Origin of the sequence: Sphingobacterium sp. MYb388, assembly GCF_037479535.1 — a bacterium.
Taxonomy (GTDB): domain Bacteria; phylum Bacteroidota; class Bacteroidia; order Sphingobacteriales; family Sphingobacteriaceae; genus Sphingobacterium; species Sphingobacterium anhuiense.
This window is the reverse complement of record NZ_JBBGYV010000001.1, coordinates 905369-926279: the sequence shown is the minus strand read 5'-3', so window position 1 is coordinate 926279 and position 20911 is coordinate 905369. Positions and strand designations below refer to the sequence as shown.

General features: G+C 39.4%; 14 protein-coding genes. 1 reads left to right on the top strand and 13 read right to left on the bottom strand.

Translation table 11 applies throughout. The annotated features are described in order from the left end of the window. Positions 1 to 14: 14 nt before the first annotated feature. The 6 genes from WH188_RS04120 to WH188_RS04095 form a co-directional block, all read right to left on the bottom strand. Complete coding sequence (locus tag WH188_RS04120; protein ID WP_339423345.1) at positions 15 to 1664, bottom strand: FAD-dependent oxidoreductase; 1650 nt, start codon at positions 1662 to 1664, stop codon at positions 15 to 17. 5 nt (positions 1665 to 1669) lie between these two features. Further along, a complete protein-coding gene (locus WH188_RS04115) occupies positions 1670 to 3670 on the bottom strand; it encodes an FAD-dependent oxidoreductase (RefSeq protein ID WP_339423344.1) in 2001 nt (666 codons plus the stop codon). Between the two features lie 17 nt (positions 3671 to 3687). Further along, complete coding sequence (locus WH188_RS04110; protein WP_339423342.1) at positions 3688 to 5379, bottom strand: RagB/SusD family nutrient uptake outer membrane protein; 1692 nt, start codon at positions 5377 to 5379, stop codon at positions 3688 to 3690. An 11-nt stretch (positions 5380 to 5390) separates the two neighbouring features. Then, positions 5391 to 8432, bottom strand: a complete 3042-nt coding sequence (locus tag WH188_RS04105) for a SusC/RagA family TonB-linked outer membrane protein (protein WP_339423341.1) — start codon at positions 8430 to 8432, stop codon at positions 5391 to 5393. 74 nt (positions 8433 to 8506) lie between these two features. Next, positions 8507 to 9601, bottom strand: coding sequence for a FecR family protein (locus tag WH188_RS04100; protein WP_339423340.1), 1095 nt, complete (start codon positions 9599 to 9601; stop codon positions 8507 to 8509). Positions 9602 to 9689: 88 nt separating this feature from the next. Then, positions 9690 to 10280, bottom strand: a complete 591-nt coding sequence (locus tag WH188_RS04095; RefSeq protein WP_132771284.1) for an RNA polymerase sigma factor — start codon at positions 10278 to 10280, stop codon at positions 9690 to 9692. A 288-nt stretch (positions 10281 to 10568) separates the two neighbouring features. On the opposite strand from WH188_RS04095, the gene WH188_RS04090 reads away from it, so the two are divergent. Then, complete coding sequence (locus WH188_RS04090) at positions 10569 to 11228, top strand: SRPBCC family protein (protein WP_132771283.1); 660 nt, start codon at positions 10569 to 10571, stop codon at positions 11226 to 11228. A 21-nt stretch (positions 11229 to 11249) separates the two neighbouring features. Here WH188_RS04090 and WH188_RS04085 read toward each other — a convergent pair whose 3' ends face one another. The 7 genes from WH188_RS04085 to WH188_RS04055 form a co-directional block, all read right to left on the bottom strand. After that, positions 11250 to 11678, bottom strand: a complete 429-nt coding sequence (locus WH188_RS04085; RefSeq protein WP_132771282.1) for a DUF2225 domain-containing protein — start codon at positions 11676 to 11678, stop codon at positions 11250 to 11252. A 26-nt stretch (positions 11679 to 11704) separates the two neighbouring features. Further along, complete coding sequence (locus tag WH188_RS04080) at positions 11705 to 11845, bottom strand: DUF3606 domain-containing protein (protein ID WP_132771281.1); 141 nt, start codon at positions 11843 to 11845, stop codon at positions 11705 to 11707. Between the two features lie 662 nt (positions 11846 to 12507). Beyond that, the gene (locus WH188_RS04075) at positions 12508 to 13650 is read right to left on the bottom strand and encodes an AhpC/TSA family protein (RefSeq protein WP_339423339.1); all 1143 of its coding nucleotides are present in this window, start codon (positions 13648 to 13650) and stop codon (positions 12508 to 12510) included. Between the two features lie 27 nt (positions 13651 to 13677). Continuing rightward, positions 13678 to 15111 carry a PKD-like family lipoprotein gene (locus WH188_RS04070; RefSeq protein WP_165905940.1) on the bottom strand — a complete coding sequence of 478 codons (1434 nt, stop codon included), beginning with the start codon at positions 15109 to 15111 and terminating at the stop codon, positions 13678 to 13680. 19 nt (positions 15112 to 15130) lie between these two features. Further along, positions 15131 to 15937 carry a DUF4843 domain-containing protein gene (locus WH188_RS04065; RefSeq protein ID WP_132771278.1) on the bottom strand — a complete coding sequence of 269 codons (807 nt, stop codon included), beginning with the start codon at positions 15935 to 15937 and terminating at the stop codon, positions 15131 to 15133. Between the two features lie 12 nt (positions 15938 to 15949). After that, complete coding sequence (locus WH188_RS04060; RefSeq protein WP_132771277.1) at positions 15950 to 17443, bottom strand: RagB/SusD family nutrient uptake outer membrane protein; 1494 nt, start codon at positions 17441 to 17443, stop codon at positions 15950 to 15952. A 28-nt stretch (positions 17444 to 17471) separates the two neighbouring features. Then, positions 17472 to 20837, bottom strand: coding sequence for a SusC/RagA family TonB-linked outer membrane protein (locus tag WH188_RS04055; RefSeq protein WP_339423338.1), 3366 nt, complete (start codon positions 20835 to 20837; stop codon positions 17472 to 17474). Between the last annotated feature and the right edge of the window lie 74 nt (positions 20838 to 20911).

Genomic DNA, 20911 nt, shown 5'->3' with positions numbered 1-20911 from the left:
GTTAGCATATTATTTTAATTTTCATTTTCTGCCAAAATCTGTCCCGAAGACAACAAGTGTTTTTTCAAGAGTTCGTAATCTACATTTTGCACAACACCATCATGGTTAAGCGCTAAAACGGCCGCCCAGCCAGCACTCTGACCCAGAACCATAAATACAGGTTCCATGCGAATGGAACCAAAAGCTATGTGCGAACTTGATACACAAACGGGCACTAATAGGTTCGTGCATTCATCCTTTTTGGGTAATATTGATCCAAAAGAAATAGCATAAGGCTTCGGAACGTGCACGCCGATATCACCTTCATTTTGTACAGTGCCCTCTTTGGTAATATACCGCTGCACGTTGTGCGAATCTAAAGTATATGAACCCATACCGATCGGATCGGAAACCGACCGTGCTCCCAAAATATTCTGTTCAATGGTAACATACTGACCAATCATGCGTCTAGCTTCACGGATGTACAATTGGTAAGGCCAATTCCCATTATCAGCAAACTCATCTTTCGCCAATCCCCACGTAGCCATTTTATCCTGAACAGCCTTCGGTACCGATGGATCATTTGTCATAAAATAATATAATCCCATTTGATAATCTTTATGCTGCTGTACGATAGCTTTCCGTTCCTCATAACTTGCTTCGGGATAGTTATAGTTCATTCCTATAAAATCAGTACTGAACGGTCCATGGTTATTCGCATCGGTCTTATGGTTTGGTACCAAATCAAACTTTTGGAATGTCTCATCCCAACCATTTTCATAGAGACGCTTGAGCAATTCATAATTTTCGGCCTTATAGCGTGCCGGTTTCTCGAAAGCTACCCTATTGTTTTCACTATTACTCAGACACATGCGGAAACAATAAGCTTGCAATTTGTGATCGGCACTTCCATTAGGCCCTGGTACCTGATCAGAAATACCATAGAGCAGTCCGCTACTTGGCTTACCTACTATCTTATAAGGACTTATCGGACTAGAAAAGTGATGACGATGGTGGAAAATACCAGCCTGTACACCATTCCACTGTTCACCATACTGTTGATTAGATTCACGACCTATCGTATAGCTCACCTTTGCCAATGCCATGAGATCACCTTCATAGGTCGCATCGATAAAAATCGAGCCTTTATAAACGGTACCATCTAGCGTCTTAATGGATTTTATTTTTCCATTTTGCATCTGGATACCCTCGGCCCGTCTATCCAAATAGACTTCCCGTATTACGGTAATCTGATTTTCCTTTATCCAAGATTCGAAAATACGTTCAGCGACATGAGGTTCAAAAATCCACATCGTCTGATGTGCGCTATCCATGGCAACAGTGCCCTGTCCTTTATTACCGAAAGATGATCTGGTCTGCCATCGCCAACTCGATTGCTGGGAATAATGATCAAATACATCTTGGTAAAATCTTTTAGCCAAACCGCCTATAACAGCTTTATTCCCAGTATCTGTAAAACCCAAACCACCTGAGCTTAAACCACCCAGATGCTTATCTGGTGATAGCACAATAACAGACTTACCAGCTTGTTTAACTTGTAATGCTGCGGTGAGCGCAGCGGGAGTCCCTCCGTAGATCAATACATCTACGGTTTTCTCATTAGACTGTGTAAACCCATGTTGCACATCTAATAAAAAAATCAGTAAAAACCATATATATCGCATAGCCACTAGTTTTGGTCAGAAATAGGTACCCATATCAAAGCATTAGCTGCCAATACACCCTGAGCATTAGAACGAATCTCTACATAAGGTTTTTTAGAGCCACTCTCAAACGTATATTCGCCCACTTCTACCCATGTACTGGTCGTCTGTCCTTGAATATTGACCTCCTTAAAATTAATATTTTTTTCAACAAATTGCTTACCTGTGAATACCTTGAATAAACCAGATGCGGCACTTTCAGCCGTTTTCGGAAAATAGCTATACAACTTATACTTACCAGCGACAAAATCTTTCCCAGGTGAAAATCGAGCAGTTGCAGCGGGATCGCTATGTGCTTCTTGATAGCTCATACCATATCCTTTTTTCGCAGATTTAATCCATTTGCCACGCAATTCCACCTGATCAGTGTTTTCCACTTGAATAATATAATCAGCTTGACGACCATCGGCTTTAGCGTTAGTCTGCAAGACTTGACGGATTCGATTGACATCGACATCCTGAACCGATAGCTTCTGGTCTATGGCAAGGCATGCAGCCACAGCTGCTGATTGTGCCAATACCATAAATACAGGCTCCATGCGAATCGATCCGAAGGCAATGTGACTCGCAGAAAGGCACACAGGTACCAATAAGTTATTGATCTCTTCCTTTTTAGGGACAATAGATCTGTATGAAATTGGAAATGGTGAAAACCCTCCGACTTCAACATTACCTTCATTTTTAACCATTCCGTTTACAACTACGCGGTCACAATTGTGCGAGTCCATGGTGTAAGCAGCAAAACCGACCCCATCGTTTACTGTCTCATTTCCCTGACAATGATGTTCGGTCATGACGACATCACTAATCATCCTACGGGCTTCACGCACATACAATTGTGGCGACCAATGTCCATTATCTACATATTCGTCCCGGGGGTATCCCCATTTTTTAAATTCATCCCGAAGAGCCACGGGTACAGAAGGGTCATTTGCAACAAAATATAGTAATCCCTTCGTGTAATCTTCATGCGCTTTGATAATCTCCTTTCTTTTGAAATAATCAGCTTCAGGGTAATCCCAGTTCATCCCGATCATATCTGTTGAAAAGCCATTTCTATTGTTAATATCGGTCTTACCATTGGGCATTAGACTCCAGATAAAGACATCTTGAATACTTTTCCAGGGTTGAATCTCTTTTTGCCTTTTTAAGAGCTCATACTTAGCCGGATCATAATGATCAGGCTGAGTAATCGTAATTCTATTCTGGGGGATATTGGTTAGTGCAATTCTATAATTATAAGCTTGAACCTTCTTGTCCCCTGTACCATTTACCTTTACACTTTCATCGTTTATTCCCCAAAGAAGACCACTTTCAGGGTTCCCTTTAACCTTATACGGGTCTACTCCATCCGGAAACTGGTGTCCATCCAACAATTGCACCCCATTTATAGTCTCTCCATACGTAGCATTTGACTCCCGCCCAACGTGATACGATACACCTGCCTTGGCCAAGAGGTCACCCTCATAGGTACAGTCCATAAACATTTTGGCGCTGACAACGATCTGTTGGTTATCTTTGCTTTCACTAGGTGTCACAGCTATTGATTTAATCAATCTATTGTCCGTTTTCACCTCCACCAGTCTATATCCCAGCATTTGCTCGGTAGTCGAATTACTCAGATAGTTTTTAAAGACACTTTCAGCCACTTTTGGCTCAAATATCCACTGTTCAAAACCATTGTAATATTTGCCTATTTTACGATAAAAATCCAACGCCACCCCAGTGACGACATATTTGTTCCCGATATCTGTTTGTCCCAAACCACCAGAGCTGAGACCCCCGATTCGCGTACCTGGGTCGATCAAAAGAACCGATTTACCAGCATGCGAAGCGGTATATGCGGCGGTAACGCCAGCAGAAGTCGCCCCATAGATGCACAGGTCCACTTGTTTATTCACTTGTCCATAAGCCACCTGCAGCATAACACTCCAAGTGGTTACAATTACTAAAAATCTGTTCATCATTATTCTAAATTTAAAGTTTAATAACCAGGATTTTGTTCTAAGTTTTTATTCGTTACAATTTCAATATTGGGAATAGGCCATAAATAATTCTTGTTCCCGTCGAACTTACGGATTTCTATGACACGCATATCCTTCTGATTTGCTACTTGTTGATAATTCGCCAGCCCATCTTGATCGATAGCGGGAGCATTAGCCAGCAATCCTTTCGGAATTCTTCCATACAAAGTCGAATTCATGGCTTTATTTGCCAATTTCCATCGTCTCAGATCAACCATCCTGAAACCTTCATTCGCCAGTTCATAGAGTCTTTCTTTACGTACAATCTCCCTAAGTTGCGTCTGAGACTGTCCGGCTCCAACCGCAGGCATATCGACAGTAGGACGCTGTCTAATTTTATTGATAGCATCATAGACACTTTGGTCAATGGTATTGGATTCTATCATTGCTTCCGCATAAATCAATAAAATTTCAGCATATCGGCTTTGAATAATATTCAGCTCGGATTCCATTGTAAAATCTTTATCTTTCATATCGACATATTTTTTCCAGCAGTACCCTGAGAAAGTCGCATATGCATTGATCGCATCCTGATTTTGAATACGGACTGGAGACGAGGTATTATAGTTATAATTCCAGCATAGCAGACTATCTTTGTGCGTTTCAAACTGAAATCCAAAGTATACAGAACCAGGAAGCGCAATCGTATAGGCCAATCGAGGGTCACGATTATTGAAAGGTTTCTTGGGATCATACATTGGTGATTTGTCAATAGCCAGTCCGTCGGTACATGTATAAGCATCAACAACAGATTGCGACGGTATCTTGTTTGAGGTACCTTGTGCGTTTCGAGATATAAACCCTCTTGTAGTACTATGCGTTTTTGTTTTTTGTAAACGCAGGTATTGAAAAGCAAATATTATTTCTTTCGACCCTTCTCCATCATAGGTAAAGAGCTGTCCAAAATCGGGATGTAAACTATAGACTTTAAGATCCATTACCGCTTTTGCTGATTTACTTGCTTGCTCCCACAACTCGTTGTTAAGAGCCGTGCGAGCACGGATAGCCAATGCGGCACCCTTTGTAGCCCTACCGATATCGGTATTACCATAGCTTACCGGCAGATTTGCGGCAGCATCTTCCAGTTCTTCTAAAATAAAATTAGCGATTTCAACCTTTGCACTTTTGGGAATATTAGCATCAGACAGGCTAACACTACTTTTAACCAAAGGCACTCCACCAAAATAATCGATCAGGTAAGAATACACATAAGCTCTGATAAATTGAGTTTCTGCTTTATATCTTTTTTGTAAGGTAGCATCCATCTTACCGTCCAGCTTAGAAATATTGTCCAAAATAAAATTGCATTTACTAATCACTTTGTAAGAGTTGGTCCAAATATTTCGGATATAACCATTATTACTATCATAATCTCCACGCCCCACGGCCTGCAGATCGGAAGTATTACGATCCCAACCAATATCTGTAGCATCGTCAAGTGTTAAATTAATAGGCATATCATCCGTGGGGTGAAATACGACGGCACTATATAATCCATTGACAACTAATGTCAGCTCTTCTTGATTAGCAAAATATTTTTCGTCAGACGGACCGTCCAATGGTGATCGATCCAAATATTTATCACATCCTCCCATCACAAACAGTATTCCGACAAATAAGATACTGAAAACATATTTACATAGATTTTTCATAAGTTCACAAATTATAAAGTAACATCTAAACCAAAACTATACACCTTAACCTGCGGATAAAAGTTACCATAACCGATAGGTGCCTCCACATCATAGCCATCCCAAAATTTGTCAATACTGAACAGGTTAGAACCATTAACAAAGAGCCGGAGTCTACTGACACCTATCGACTTCAAACTTTGGCCACGAAAGGTATAACCAAGCTGTACATTCTTCAATCGCAAATACGAAGCATTTTTCATCCAAAATTGAGAAGCTTGTTGATTATTATTTTGCCCAAAAGCTAGACGTGGGTATTTGGCATTTGTATGATCTGGGGTCCAACGATCTTTGTTGTCTTCTCTAATTGTTCCCCCAATGGCACCTGTAGTTGTAAACGGCTGTATCCCCGCCCCGTATAAATAACCATCTGCCTTACCGACTCCTTGCAGTAAGAAACTAAAGTCGATCCCCTTATAACTAAAATTGGAATTTAACGAATACGTATACCTTGGAATGGTGCTGCCTATGATAGTTTTATCAGATTCATTAATAACATTATCGCCATTTTGATCTTTGTATTTCAGATCTCCAGGAGCCAACGTTCCAAATTGAGTAGCGTGTGTCTTGATTTCATCTGCACTTTGGAAATATCCTTCAGAAACATAACCAAAAATAGAATTGATGGGATGACCTTCCCGATTCACAGTAAGCCCTGTTTGATTGACGCCGCGCATATCCAATACCTTGTTCTTCACATCTGAAAGATTGAATGTGAAATTGTATCGAAAAGCTTGAGCAGGATCATTTTTATAACCGACAGACATTTCCCAACCTTTATTTTCCACAACTCCGGCATTCTGATAGGGTTTATTTAATCCGATAATAAGTGGAATATCGAGCAATAACAAGATATCACTTGTCTTTCTATTGTAGAGATCAGCAGTAAAAGTCCATCTGTTGAATAATGTTAAATCAAGACCAATATTCTTTTCTTCAGTAGACTCCCAAGTAATATCAGGATTGGACATATCGTTGAGAGCAGCTGTATTTACAATACCATTTCCTAAAGTAGAGGACCCTAAGTTAAGCGTAGCAACAGAGGGATAAGTGCCAATATTCTGATTCCCTAATTTACCCCATGAAGCGCGAATCTTTCCCTCATTCAGCCACCCCTTAATTGAGCTCAGAAATTCTTCTTGGGAGAAACGCCAACCAGCAGACGCCGAAGGAAAAAAGCCATAACGGTTCCCTTTAGCAAAGCGAGAAGATCCATCGTAACGAGCATTGAGCTCGAGAAGGTAACGATCCTTAAAGACATAATTAATTCGAGAGAATAGCGATTGCAAAGCCCATTCCGAAGCACTTCCAGTAGCTGACTGATTCAAAGCCGATCCTGCATTCAATACCTCATAGTCAGGAAGAACATACGTATCTCGAAAGCCTTGGATATAATCAATCTTATAATCCTCACGGGCCCCCCCGACTAACCAGCGTACCTGATGCTGACCAAAATCCTTGTTAAAAGTCAATGTAGCACGCATATTATTAAATAACTCTTGGCTATTATACTGTGTTAGAGCAGTGCGAACAGGAACAGAAAAACTTGCTGTACCATCAGGAAAGTAAGACTGTACAGCTTTACGAAAGTTTTTATTTACTTGGGTAGCATATTTCGGTGCATAATTGACCTCTGCTGTAAGCCATTCTTTCGGTCTATAAATCAATGAGGCATTAATACTTCCAAACGGATTCTTATTGGTTGCAATACCTCCATCTGCTGCTGCAGAAACAGGATTATTACCATTCCAACCAAGCCCCCAAGTGCCATTAGCATTTCTAAAGGTTTGATTAGCAGGGATGCTACTCATCCATTGAAAAAGCTCCTCGATACCTGCCGATGGTGATGTAATGATTGGATTCACATATTGAAAATCAAACTTCATAGCAAGTTTTTCAGAAAACTTAACATCCACATTGTTCCTAATGGTATACCTTTTGAATGAACTGTTCAAAGTCAATCCTTGTTGATCAAAGTAGCCTACTGATGTCAACATTTTGACATTGTTAGTTCCCGCATTGACCGTTAGGAAATGACTGTGCTGAAATCCGTTGCCCTGTAATGATTCCTTCTGCCAATCCGTATTGGGGTATTCATCAGAACTCCCATTTCCTTGCGTTTGATAAGTTTTAATAATATCCTCTGGATACAGAGGACTAGCACCCACATTGGTATACGCTTCATTCGTAAGCAACATGTGGTCCAGTGCATTGACGATTTTAGGCATATTGGAAGCAGATTGCCACCCAAAATAATTATTATATGCTATTGCAACCTTTTCGGAGTTACCTCGTTTAGTGGTTACCAAAATTACACCATTAGCTGCTCTAGAACCATATATAGATGCTGATGCAGCATCTTTAAGAATGGAAATATTTTCGACGACATTAGGATCTATATTGTTCATGGATCCCTCAATACCATCAATCAATACCAAGGGGTTTGCGTTACCGAGTGTGCCGATACCTCGAATGCGAATGTCCCCGCCATCAGCACCAGGTTTACCTGAACGCTGGGTGACCGTCACACCAGATGCCATACCTTGAAGGGCAGATGATGTCTGGCCGGCTGGTCGATTATTTAAGTCAGCCCCCGACACCGCAGACACCGCTCCCGTTAGATTTACTTTTTTCTGAACGCCATAGCCGACAACTACGACTTCATCAATAGTCTTCGCATTGGTTTTTAACCGGATAAGAATTGTGTTTTTACTAGTTGCAGAGGCTACAAAATGCTTAACAGAATCAGCAGCATAGCCTACATGATGTCCAAAAATGGAATAGCTCTCGCCTTCAGTTAATGGACTCAAGGTGAATAATCCGTCATTATCCGCAATGAAATTCCATTTCTTATTCGTTTTTTCATGAATGAGATCAATGGTTGAACCGGGCAAGGAATTTCCTTCGGCATCCACTACTTTACCACTGACTTTCAGGTTGGATTGGGCAAATCCTACCGAAAAGTATAGGAATAGCTGTCCCATTAGCATTAATTTGATTAAAATATGCTTCATAATTTTAAGTATTGGTTATTAAAAATTAAAAAACTGGTCGTTTTATTTTTTATGTATCATAAAGGGTTGATTTCCTAATTTGGCCCCTCCTTTCTTGCTGAATTGCTCAAGGTGACGATTCCATTATCAAGGCGGAACGAGCAACCGTTTAATTGACAGAAATTGCTTAAGAATTTTTCAAGAGGCTCTTTTCTGTTGAGGCTTCCTGTAAAAGAATTGGATAGTAACTCGGGGCTTTCGCAGATAATCGAAACTTCATATAAATTTTCAATCACTTGCAGGAGTTGCGTATTTTTGGTTTGACTGAATTCAACGGATTGACTGGTCCATGCTACGTTCGCATTAAAACTTGGAATAAGCTCGCTCAGTTTTTTATCCACGCGCGCTATCCTGGATTTATCCAAAACTTTCTCCGTTAGTTTGGTCATTTTATGCAACTTCAGATCAACTTCCACCTCTTCATTCGGATTCAGGTACAAGAGGTCTTTTGGTAACGCACCAAAATGGCCAACTGAAATCCTACCCTCCAAAAGTTTGATTAGGATATTTTCATTCGCTTTGGGATCAACACTAAATACTGTACCCAGTGCCCGCGTCACATAGCCCATATAATTAACGGTAAAAGGAGCATTAGGATTTTTATGGACTTTATAAATTACTTTTCCCTGCATGTGTTTAATCTCGCGTATCCCTTCCTTGTTAAGTGCATAGCTGATCTTAGCATGTGGATACAGAATAGCAATGGAGCTATCCGGAAGCTGCATATCGATGGTATAATGATGCGTATTTTCGTAGTAGGACAACATTTGCTTATTGCTAACTTCGGACTGCGTTTTAAATTGGAATACATAAAGCAGTGAAAGGACACATAGGAATATTGCTGCAGTAGATGCCCACATCCAATACGTCATTTTTCGAGTTTTTAGCGCAACAGGCGGATCTATTTCATGGACCTTCTGCAGTACATGTTTATGAACCCTAGAAAGATCAGGTATGGAAATCCGTGCACTCACAGTTCCATCTTCCTCCTCTAAAATTTCGGCAATCCACTCCTGAAGAAGAACAGGGTCCACCTGGTTCAGCTCATCAAAGAATGCCTCATATTCCTTTAGGTCGAGTCTATTATGAATATACTCTTGCAGTTTATACTTAAAAAATTGTCCTTTCAAAACAGTTTATAATTAGTCCATACATTGCTGTATATAACTCTCTATACGTCTGTCAGACAAAAACACACTATTGCATTTTCAATTATTTTTAAAGTTTAAAGAGTAAAGTGGCTAAAAAGCTGATTATAGCCTCATTTCGGTAGTTTTTTTGAATATATTCTTTAATATCTTTCAATGCACTGACCAATTGATTACTAACAGTAGAAACCGAAATTCCAAGTTCTTCTGCTATTTCTTTGTAGCTCTTTTCCTGAAATTTATTAAGAATCAAAATTTCTTTTCGCTTTGGACTTAGCGAATCTATTGCTTTTGCTAAAATGTCTTGTGTATCTTTTAAATGAATATGTTCTTCTGTATGATAATACAATTCTACTGCCGATACCCATAGTTCCAGCTGCAGGGATTTATCACGTTGTACTTTCCGAAAAAAATCAATCGCCAGATTATCAGAAATATGATTGAGAAAAGAAACAAAACCTTTAGTAGCGTCGATCTTAGCACGGTTGACCCATACTTTAGTAAATACATCCTGCAAGATTTCTTCTGCCACAACTTGATCTTTTACCAACTTGATCAACCGCACATAAATCTTTGGAGAATATTGAAAATAGATCTCATTAAATGAAGCTAAATCCCCATCTTTCAATTTTTCTAATGTAGCTATTTCTTTTGGAGACATCCTATTGGTTTAACATTTAATTGGCATGAACGTTAAAGTCAAGGTAAAGATAAATTTTTCAAAATAAAAATATTATCGGATACCCATTTTAAAAATCATATTTTTTTACCGAGATAGCTAAGGAAAAGTTACAGCAATTTCTTTCGGTATTACTAAAGGATAGGTCTTGTAACATTGAAAAAACTCCGTGCCTAGCAGATTAAGATGTAAATGAACATTATCCATTTTGATTTGTACATATAGAAAGAAATCTGAGCAACAAAAATCTAGTATATAGATAATTATATCATGATGAATTATAAACAAAATATCAGTAAAACTGAACGCATAATCACGATCTTATCATCGTCATATTTACTTTATACAAGCCTAACGGGTAAAAAGAAAGATCCAGCACTGGCCGTCTCTAGTGCTCTACTTTTATTAAGAGGATCTACTGGTTACTGTCCAATATACGATAGGCTCGCGATCGACCAGGCAAATAACCCGACTGATGTGTTTATAGAATCGGTCATTACAGTAGACAGTCCTCGCCACGTCGTATATGCGTTCTGGAGAAAACTTGAAAATCTTCCGTCAATAATGAAACATCTGGATCGCGTTGATATAATTGATGAAAAGCATTCTGAATGGCATGTAAAAACACCCGCGGGACTAGATCCTTTATCCTGGAAGGCCACCATCACGGCTGATATTATCAACGAGCAGATTTCTTGGTCAAGTATGGCTGATTCGAAGGTTCAAAATGCTGGCACAGTAAAGTTTAAAGAAGCAGGAGAAAACAAAACGGAGATATCATTAAAAATGAGCTATAAAGCCCCGGTTGGTGAGTTAGGGAAAGCAGTTGCAAAGTTTTTAAATCCGGGTTTAGAAAGAATGATCCACAAAGATTTTAAGAACTTTAAGGATTATGTCGAATCTGAGGAATTAACAAAAGAGCAAGCCTAACTTAGAAAAAGCAATGATCGCTTATTTACGTTTTTTAGACTTCAGACTTGATGCTTCTAATTTTTTTTGAACGGTTTCCAGACGTTTCCGCCACGTGTTAATATGCGGTTCTTCGTATACCGGTAGGCCATCTTCATTCACAAGACCCAACGCTTTCGCTAGATCTTGACTAAGATCTGCCGATTGCTGATTTGTTTTTCTCCACGCTTGCTGGTCCTGCTTAATATCTTTATCGTACATCTTGATAGCCTTTTGAATTACCGCAAGTTCTTTCTTATAATCCTTCTGCTTGCGGTATAAGACCATAAGCCGATGATATGCCCCAGCGTTCAATGCATCTTTTTTAAGTACTTGCTTATAGCTATCGGCTGCTGCAGTATTCTCACTTTTCCCTTCCTGCTCCCTCCCTATTTTCATAAGCTCATGGACTGAAATACGGCCTTTGGTCATGCTATTATGTTAATTATAAATAATGTTTAATTATTTTTATCCAATCGGCCTATCACTTCTTGTCTGCTCACCCCCATTTTATCTTTAAAATATTGAATTTCGTAGTTTTCTGATCCACTCACCTGCGAACGATCCTGTTTTCCTTTTTTTGATTTATCATCTGCCATACTATGCAATTTTTATCTGTTAACGAATAGATTTTCCTTTGATCATAGCATTTTTCGTCCTGGTCATGCTTTGACAGATTGATCTATGTTCTAATTGATAACAAGTGTGAATAAAGGAAAGTTTGAAAAGACACTTCGAAGCAATATTTATCGCCACTAGGAAAAGCATAAATACCATCTTTAACATCTAAATTCTCCGGTTAACACCTTCATGTTGCTACCAAATACAGTGCTGACACATAAATAAAGGAATATGAATGTCCCACCATTTCAAAATGTAAATGGCTAGATTATCCTATAAAAAAGTTTAAAAATAATTTTTTTATGACCCTTTTTAAGGGACAGTTGTTTTATTATTGAAAACTATAGCAAACCTGCTTTTTATAAGGCAGAAAATAAATCGACGTAGTACAGTAGAAAGTCCAAATGCACCCAAAACTTTTGGATGACGAAACAAAAAAGAGGAAACGATAAAAAACATAAAAAAATTACTGTACATCAAAACGTCAAGATAAAGGGTCTAATGAGAATTAGGCCCTTTTGACTTTAAACAAAAGGGTAGCATACCGCTACCCTTTTAATATTAATAAAGCTTAACAGATCTCCCAATAGCAAGCAATAAGCTTAAATTTTAACAAAAAAGTGTACTTTATAAAGCATTATCAATTACCAAATACCTTTGCCAATTCGGCGTGTAAGTTATCGCCTTTTAAATTGATTGCAACAATAGTTCCTTGCGGATCCACCAGATAATTCTGCGGAACAGCCCTTACCCCATATAAAACTGCTGCGTCGTTAGACCACCCTTTCAAGTCAGCAACCTGGATCCATGGCATGCCATCATCTTCTATTGCTTTTAGCCAAGCATTCTTTCCTTTAGTATCATCTAGAGAAACAGCCAATACCTCTAAGCCTTTATTCTTATATTTGTGATATGCTTTAACCAAATTCGGGTTCTCAGCACGGCATGGGCCGCACCAGCTGGCCCAAAAATCGATCAAGACATATTTCCCTTTAAAATCGGAAACCTTAACCATTTTACCTTTGGTATCCGGTTGTGAAAAATCGGGAGCTTTACTGCCGATCTTTATGCTTCGCTCCGCTAAAAACCGTGCCTCCAACTGGCGCGCTGTAGTAAGCTGGCGTACCTCCTTCGATAGTTTTAAAAATATCGGCTCAATTTCAGAAAGCTTTCGTTTATTGGAAGCATCTACTAACGCATCAATTGAAAATATAGAGTTCGGATTATTTTCTGCGAAGACTAATTCCTTTACCCGACGCGCCTCAAATTTGGCTTCAAATTTTTCATGAATAGCTTGATATTGTTCATTTGCATCAGCAGCGTCTTTGTTTACTGCAGAGAATGCCTTATTGCCAGCGTCAATGATATCCATAAATCCTCCGCCTATTTCTTTTAAATATGCACTATATTCATCATGAATGGCTGATCCTTTAATTGAGGCCGTACGTAAAGAATCCTTAATCGTAAAATTATAATTCTCGTTGCCGAGGTAAAAGTATAAACGATCGCCCACATTTTGTGCCATCAGCTTCCCAGTTCCTTCTTGATCAAGAACCATTCTGGAATAAATAGGTTCATCGACCGTACCTTGCAAACTGAATTTTCCATTCACAATCTGGACAGAATCCGATGCTGGAAATCCATCTTTCGTATAGTCCAGATAGATCATCTTACCGTTAAACATTTTAGAAGCTGTTCCTTTAATCTGAAAAGCAGTCTCTTGTGCAAACAACAATGTTGGTGCTGCTGCCAGTATGATGGCAGCAATTTTTAAAATTTTCATATGTATAATTTAGCTATAGTTTATTACTTATTTCCTCCAGGTTAGGTCTACTATGTCGCCTGGTATTCCATCAATTTTCTTAAGGAGCTGTCCATCTTTTCCTACCTGAATATCCAGATAGTAGAGTGAGCTTCCAGCTCCAACTATAAGTGTATTTTCGTCATCGTCCAATTTCAATAAACTAACAGGCGACTGTATATTAACTTTTAATTCCTGCACCTGTTGATTGAGCGGATTATAACGGAACACTTTGTTTTGATAACCCACATAAATATATCCAATCCGACTAGCCACCATTTTAGTATTTGCATTGATCCATTCCTGATGTACAAAAAGCTTTTTATGATTTGCGGTAACTAAAAATGGTCCATTAAAATTAGCTGTAAACTTCAGTTCATAAACTTTACCTGAATTATCTTTCACAAAAGCATAAGTGTCCTTATTATTGATCTGCACCATGTGTAACAGATCCATCCTCACCTGGCTAGGATCAAATATTTCTGGATTCACGCTCGTATATTGCGTACCAAAATACATGGGTGAACCATATATATTGATCCGGATAAATTGTTTTTTATTTTTGTCAAAACCGATAATACTGAAATTATTGTCCACCGATGATAGGACAAATTGTGACGCCAGCTCATAATCACCATCTGCAAACGTTCCAAACATACCATAGGTTACCGATTGATCCCATGTAGTCGTTGCTCCACCATAAAATTTACCATTGATCACACCCAATAATGCCCCAAACGGATAAGTTTGTAAACTTCCGACATCGATACGTGGCGGTGCTAAGAAAAAGTTGTCATGCAATGTCCCCGGTTTCAAGGTCTCCTTCTTCAAATTATTCACATCCAGTCTAACTCCACCGTTTTTTGAAATAATCCAATATCCTAACGGAGTATTTCCTGTAAACTGATTCCTGACATAATGGATATGTAATGGATTAGCCGGAAGATTTTCACCATTAATGATTTCGTAAATATTAGCCTGAACCGAATGATCAGGTTTTATAAAAGAGAGCTTACTAATACCATTATCGACCGACAGCACCAATGATCCTCTCGAAAATGCTGTCACCCCTTGAATATGAAAATTATAGAAATATTTCATCCCATTTTCCTTGTTTGTAACGGTCAGTCTTGCGCGATAACGCTTAGCTTCCAAACCAAAAGCGATCCGTAGTGCTTGTCCTTCGTAATGATTAGTCTCCGGATTAATTGCTTCAGGAACATCAATTCGCCAGTTGCACTGTACCGAACCTGGATCAATTCCTAAAATTTTTGGACTAATGATCAAGCTGTCACCCACTGAAGCCTCATACAGCGTATCCAGCCCCGTGATTTGAGGTTCCTGCGGTAATGCAATGTTATAGTTACCTTTATCTTTATAGCAGCTGTATAAAGTTGCTATAACCATCACAATGCAAACAGATGCGAAGAACCCTTTCCTCATAAAAATATTTATAGCCATATTACCTCACCTCCTTTCCTGTTTCATCAATAAAAAAATACTTACCCGAACCTGCATTTTTCCTTAACAATATGGTTCGATTTGGATTATCCACATGGTAAAAGACATAAGTCTGCCCATCATCAGTGGACTCCAGTTTATAGTCCTTTTCAGGATGATCCTGAACCCACTTGAAGGGATCATTTAACATGATTAGCAATAAATTTGCGAAATAGAGATTTTTTGGTGCATCTATGCCCTGCATCGACAAAGTGCGCTGTTCTGTTACAAGCAAAAACAATTGATGTTTTACCCTGGAATAATTATCCAACCACATGGACCACCATTGGGGCTGTTCCAATTGTGCGGAGAGGATGATCCGGGCACGAATAAGGTTTTTATTTTCCGTCCCAAAATCCGTACTTGCTTTGAGTTTGATTATTAGAGACACGGCATGAGTTTCCAGGTCCTTGACGTTATGAATGATAATGGGTAAAAAAGTTTGTCCAGCTCCTTCCATAAGCGGATAGTCTGGCTTCAATTTGTCGTAATGAATCTCCGCTTGAGCTGTTGAAGAATCATTTTCTATATACGCCTGGAAGCTTCTTGATTTTTCATCCCGGTACCCCATTAATTTGACCGGTAGAAAGATCGTATCAGTAGCCTTAGTCATATCATATGCAAAAGTGTACACCATACTGTCACGATCTGCAGCAGTCAGATTAAAATAAATATTTGCTGGCCGGTCATACGTCATGACCGATACTTTTTTGCAAGAAAAGAACATAGAAATGCCAAGTGTCATGATTAAAAATGTAGTATATTTCATTTTGATGTTCAATTATCTTTGTCCATAAATTATTTCATCATCAGGAAGCGGCCACGTAAATACCTGCTGGTTCACGGGTATTAAAGCTCCCTGCTGACCAACTATAGGTTGATTTAATCGTTTATATGCAAAAAATAGCTGCCCCTCCGCATACATTTCCTTACGATACTCCTTTATCAGCACCTGACGAAAAGCAGCTTGGCTCATCATTTCCAGCTTCTGCCCGATTCCCCGATTTTGCCTCACCTCATCTAAATAAGCAAGTGCTTGAGCAGGATCATTTCCAAAAGTGCATTCAGCAGCGATATAATACATTTCACTTAACCTTACTGCTGGGGCGACCAAGTAATGCAAGTTGGCCGAAAAGTTCTCGCTGAAAACATTTCTTCTATATTTGAGCAAAGGAGAAATAAAAGCTGAACCTACGCTTGTACTTCCAAACCACTGCGTATAGCGCATATCGCTCCCTCCAGCCCCACCAACATCATATATAATCTTCGCTTCCTCTTGATCCAGGTACATCCCCGAGTTTCCCTCTGTAAACCACTCGTTATTAAACGTGTTGCTCATTGCAGGGATATACCAAGCAAACAACAATTCTTTATACAGGATACGGTCCTTTTTATCGGCATCAACTGCCAGGAAATCCGTACGATTTGTCCACGGAAACTTCTTTGCAACAATAATTTCTTTGGCATATGCTAACGCTTTTATTTGGTCGCCTTTATACAAATTAACACGAGCAAGTAAGCCACATACCGCAAAATAGTTCAGTCTGTGTCTCCTATTTTGCAAGAAAAGATTTCGGTCGCTGAGTTCCGAATTTTCTAGTGTGTCTGTACTTGTCGGATAACCGACAATGTAGGATTTCTGGCGAATGGGGTCTATTTTTAACAAATCCTTCGCCTGTTCCAAATCACGGATTACGGAGTCCAGCACTTGAGATACAGAGGACAATTTTGTCGATTTGTTGGAATAAGTTGTAACGTATGGTATTGCATCCACTTTATCATTGATAACAGGCGCTGGAGCAAATAATCTCAGGGCATCAAAATGCAGAAAAGCGCGCAAGGCCAATGCCTCCCCTTTAATCAAGGCGTAGTTGTTACCAATAAAAAGATTTTGTTTTTTATCGACTTCGCCTAGAATCAAATTAGCATTGACAATGCCATTATATAAGCCTTTCCATACATCATCCTTACGAGCGGTGAAATTCGCATCGTTGTACCTGAAGTTTTTAGTTTGCTGGTATCTTAATGGGTCATTACTGGGAATGGTATAGTTTTGGACCAATACTTCAGATGTACCGATGGTCAACTCTTTACCATATAAATCACTTTTCGCAGCTCTGGTGTAAACACCTATAAGAGCCTCTTTAAAGCCATCTTCTGTCGAGAACAGAATATTCTTATCCACATCACTTTCAGGCTGTATATCAAGCCATTTCGCACAAGAAAAAAAACCTAAAGTGGAAATAAACATTAGTGTTATATAAATCTTTTTCATTCTTCAATTAGTATAAGTCATTAGATATTTATAAGCCCGCTTGAAGGGTAAAAGAGATACTCCGCGCGAAAGGATAATTTATCCCACGTTCTTGCTTGACCGATGACCAACGAAAGATATCATTTGCAACCAGCCCCATCCGTAAGCTTGACAGTGCTAATTTTTTTGTAAAAGCTTTTCCAGCATCATATGAAATATTGAGTGACTGAAGCGCAAGTAAACGATCTGGCATTATAAATCGCGAAGAGACACGTGTCTGTCCAAGGTCTTGAATACTCTTATAGAAAGACACATCCCCCGGGTTTTTCCATTTTTCTTCCAGCACCCGGCTATCTACATTATATCTTGGATCTGCATTTTCCACCCGGTCCACCAAAGTTTGATTATAAGTTTTACCGCCCACCCGTGTTTGAAAATAAGCCACCATCATAAATTGCTTATAACGCAGCGTTCCTCCGAAAAAACCTTCTATTTTAGGAGTGGCCACAGCCACTACATCGATATCCTTCGCATCCCAGTCATAGGTCAACGATCCATCTTTTTTAATGAAAACTTCCTTTCCATTTTCAGGGTCGATACCAAGCGATGGCACGGCATAAATGGCATCTAACGATTGTCCTTCCTTGTATCTCAGCAAAGGCACAGCCATCAGATCACTTCCCTGCTGTGACTCATCCACCCTATCGTTATAACTTTTCAGTGCATTGGAAATCCGGATGATCTTATTTTCGTTCCGAACTAAATTAGCCAGCAAACTAAGCGTCCAGTTTTCGTTGCGGATAGGTATCCAGTTTGCATTAAGCTCAAAACCTTTATTTTCCATATCACCCAGATTTTCTTTATAGGATGTAAATCCGGTGGAAGGTGCTAAGTTGATGTCCGCCAAAATATCCCGTGTTATCTTATGATAATATCTTGGAGAAAATGTCAAGCGGTCGTTCCAGAAACCTAAGTCAATCCCAACATCTGTATTTTGGGTCTTTTGCCAGGTCAGATTCTCATTGCCATAATTCCGGACTGTACTACCTAACCCCGATGAATACCAGTTACTTTTATCATAATTGTAAGTAGTTCTTGCCATGTAGGGATCAAACTGCACAGAACCTGTCAGACCGATCGTTGTCCGCACACGTAACTGGCTAATAGATTCATTATCGAACCAGGATTCCTTATGTATATTCCAGCCGATACCCGTTGACCAAAATGGAGCAGAACGCCTGTTAGCTCCAAATTTAGATGAACCATCGATCCGCAAGGTGGCATCAAAAAGATACCTACTGTCAAATGAATAGTTTGAACTCAAGAATGCACCAAATAACCTGGAAGCGCTTAAGCTGCTTTGTGGACTTGCATTTTCAGCATACCCCTTTGCAAAACCGACACTTGTAAAACGATCATTAGGAAAACCTACAGCTGTAAAAGAACGCTCATCATAACTTTCCGTTCTTATATTTGTTCCCGCTACAATATTGAAATTATGTTTTTCGATTGTCCGCATCCAGTTCGCCCGCACATTGGCATCCCAGTACAGTTCATTATTCGTATAACTGGTATAACTACCTTTTAAATCTGTTTGACTTGTCGGATAATAAAAAAAATCATTGGCCAAAGGCGAACGGAAGTTGTCATTATTGTTTAGTCTCTTCAGTAAGCTTACTTGTCCACGCAATCGCAAACCATTGCCTAGATCTAGATCTGCAGATAGATTATCTAATAGTTCGGTATAGCCTAATTTGTTGAAGCTACTTAAAGTAGCATTATAAAGTGGGTTCAATACATGCTCCCTTTGGCTTGACCCTGAGTTGGCGACCCTGGTCCAAACATCAATTTCCTGAAGAATATTACCGTTATCGTCTTTCATCCGATAATAGGGGTTCATCAGCACATAATCTGAAAAATTACCATATGGAGATTCCGTACCATTCACGATGGTCACTGATAATTCATTTTGGAAGCGAACTTTATCACGAAGATTGTAGCTGAAATTCAGACCTCCTGAATATTGGTTTCTACCGGACCCTTTCATGACTCCAGGTCGTGTCTGGTAACGAAGGTCCACGCCATATCTGAATGTTTCTGCACCTCCCTGGATGTAAAGTCCATGCTTTTGCCCAACAGCAGTTCGCACAGGCTGAGAGAGCCAGTACGTGTCTACTCCGCCCAATACATTTGCTAATTTGCTATAATATAATTGATCAAGAACATCTTGCGACTGTCGTTGTAAATCACTATCATAGAGCCCTGCCAATTTTTCGTAAGCTAATTTATCTGGCGCATTCAAGACTTTATATCCGGTCAGATCAGGAACATTGACATTGCTTTCATGCGTATAAGTCAGCTGTAACTTTCCATCTTTAGGTGCTTTTGTCGTGATCACCATTACCCCATTTGCAGCACGTGATCCATATATCGCTGTTGCTGCAGCGTCTTTTAAAATGGTTACACTCTCAATACGGGTCATATCCAGATCCAAAACTTTTTGAACACTAACTTCAAAACCATCCATAATAAAGGCAGGCATATTGATCGAGGTCGTAATATTATCACGTCGCAGTACCTCATTATTTCCAGAAGGCAAGGAAGAAGATCCTCTGACATTGATATTGGGAAGCGCATTGGGATTAGATCCTGCTAAATTATTGTCCAGTAACTTGAATGATGGATCGAACACTTGCATCGCTTGGAGCACATTCTGAGGATTCACCTGTCTTAATTCTTCTCCGCTTTTGGTAACCGCAGTACCTGTGTAAGAATCTTTTTTGATGACCTGATACCCCGTTACGACCACTTGCTCAAGTGCATTAGGCTCCTCCTCCATGCGAATAGAATAGTCAAATTTATCATCCAATAACTGCAATAAATAAGTCCGATATCCCACCATACTCATGGTCAGCGTACCCTTTGCTTCCCCCAGAAAAAATTGTCCATTTTGATCTGAAATCGTGACTGGTTTCCCATTGTAAAGCACCGTTACTCCGTTTAAGGGATTTTGATCCTTACCCCTTACGGTAACTTTGATCTCTCGCTGTGAAGGTTTTTTAACCGCCGGAGCAGTTTTTTGATTGGTAGTATGCGATAGTTGTTCCAAGAATATTGTTTTTGAATCAATCGTATAGCTCATATCCTGATCCTTTAAAATCTGATCAAGAAAAACCTTAAGTGTCACCTTTTCGACTTTCACGGTTATCGGCTTTGCCCTATCAAGTAATTTTTTGGCACCCATGAACTCATAATTAGTCTGTTTCTTGATCGCCTGCAATACTTCTGTAAGTGCCACATCGCGACCCGAATAGGTAATGGTTTGCGCATTCAAATTTTGACAGATGAAAAATAGAAGCACAACAAACAATGACAATGGCTTTGTCACTTTTAAAGAGTAAGAATTTATTTTCATTAATAATGTTTAGGTTAGTTTGTCGGACTAGGTCCAATAAAATTCATATAGGCTTTCGTGTTAAGTTGTTTCTA

Excerpts from the sequence above, each read along its gene's own strand:
- WH188_RS04120 (WP_339423345.1), bottom strand. The coding sequence starts at position 1,664 with ATGCGATATATATGGTTTTTACTGATTTTTTTATTAGATGTGCAACAT.
- WH188_RS04115 (WP_339423344.1), bottom strand. The coding sequence starts at position 3,670 with ATGATGAACAGATTTTTAGTAATTGTAACCACTTGGAGTGTTATGCTG.
- WH188_RS04110 (WP_339423342.1), bottom strand. The coding sequence starts at position 5,379 with ATGAAAAATCTATGTAAATATGTTTTCAGTATCTTATTTGTCGGAATA.
- WH188_RS04105 (WP_339423341.1), bottom strand. The coding sequence starts at position 8,432 with ATGAAGCATATTTTAATCAAATTAATGCTAATGGGACAGCTATTCCTA.
- WH188_RS04095 (WP_132771284.1), bottom strand. The coding sequence starts at position 10,280 with ATGTCTCCAAAAGAAATAGCTACATTAGAAAAATTGAAAGATGGGGAT.
- WH188_RS04090 (WP_132771283.1), top strand. The coding sequence starts at position 10,569 with ATGATGAATTATAAACAAAATATCAGTAAAACTGAACGCATAATCACG.
- WH188_RS04085 (WP_132771282.1), bottom strand. The coding sequence starts at position 11,678 with ATGACCAAAGGCCGTATTTCAGTCCATGAGCTTATGAAAATAGGGAGG.
- WH188_RS04080 (WP_132771281.1), bottom strand. The coding sequence starts at position 11,845 with ATGGCAGATGATAAATCAAAAAAAGGAAAACAGGATCGTTCGCAGGTG.
- WH188_RS04075 (WP_339423339.1), bottom strand. The coding sequence starts at position 13,650 with ATGAAAATTTTAAAAATTGCTGCCATCATACTGGCAGCAGCACCAACA.
- WH188_RS04070 (WP_165905940.1), bottom strand. The coding sequence starts at position 15,111 with ATGAGGAAAGGGTTCTTCGCATCTGTTTGCATTGTGATGGTTATAGCA.
- WH188_RS04065 (WP_132771278.1), bottom strand. The coding sequence starts at position 15,937 with ATGAAATATACTACATTTTTAATCATGACACTTGGCATTTCTATGTTC.
- WH188_RS04060 (WP_132771277.1), bottom strand. The coding sequence starts at position 17,443 with ATGAAAAAGATTTATATAACACTAATGTTTATTTCCACTTTAGGTTTT.
- WH188_RS04055 (WP_339423338.1), bottom strand. The coding sequence starts at position 20,837 with ATGAAAATAAATTCTTACTCTTTAAAAGTGACAAAGCCATTGTCATTG.